Source organism: Gilvimarinus sp. 1_MG-2023, from assembly GCF_030548285.1.
Genome location: NZ_JAUOSC010001705.1, coordinates 1 through 236 on the forward strand (window position 1 = coordinate 1; position 236 = coordinate 236).

A 236-nucleotide genomic window follows, 5' to 3' on the forward strand; every position below is an offset into this window, starting at 1 on the left:
CTTTAATCACCGCGAACGCATGCACCTGGCGGCGCTGGAACCCTGGGTTAAAGTCGACCTGATGACCGCCTCCGATATCTTTGATCAGCTGCTGGTGGAATACCCGCAAGACATACTGGCGCTGCTCAGTGGCCACCAACTCGACTTCTTTTTGGGCCAGGTGCTGAATTTACGTGATCGGGTTGGCCGGGTACTGCCGTGTTGGGATCAGCAACATCCACTATACGGATACTTGC

At 55.1% G+C, this 236-nt stretch carries 1 protein-coding gene; it reads left to right on the top strand.

Going from position 1 to position 236, the window contains the following annotated elements:
• Positions 1-236: hypothetical protein (locus Q4563_RS22600; protein ID WP_303606145.1), on the top strand; the 236-nt coding region annotated here is incomplete at both ends.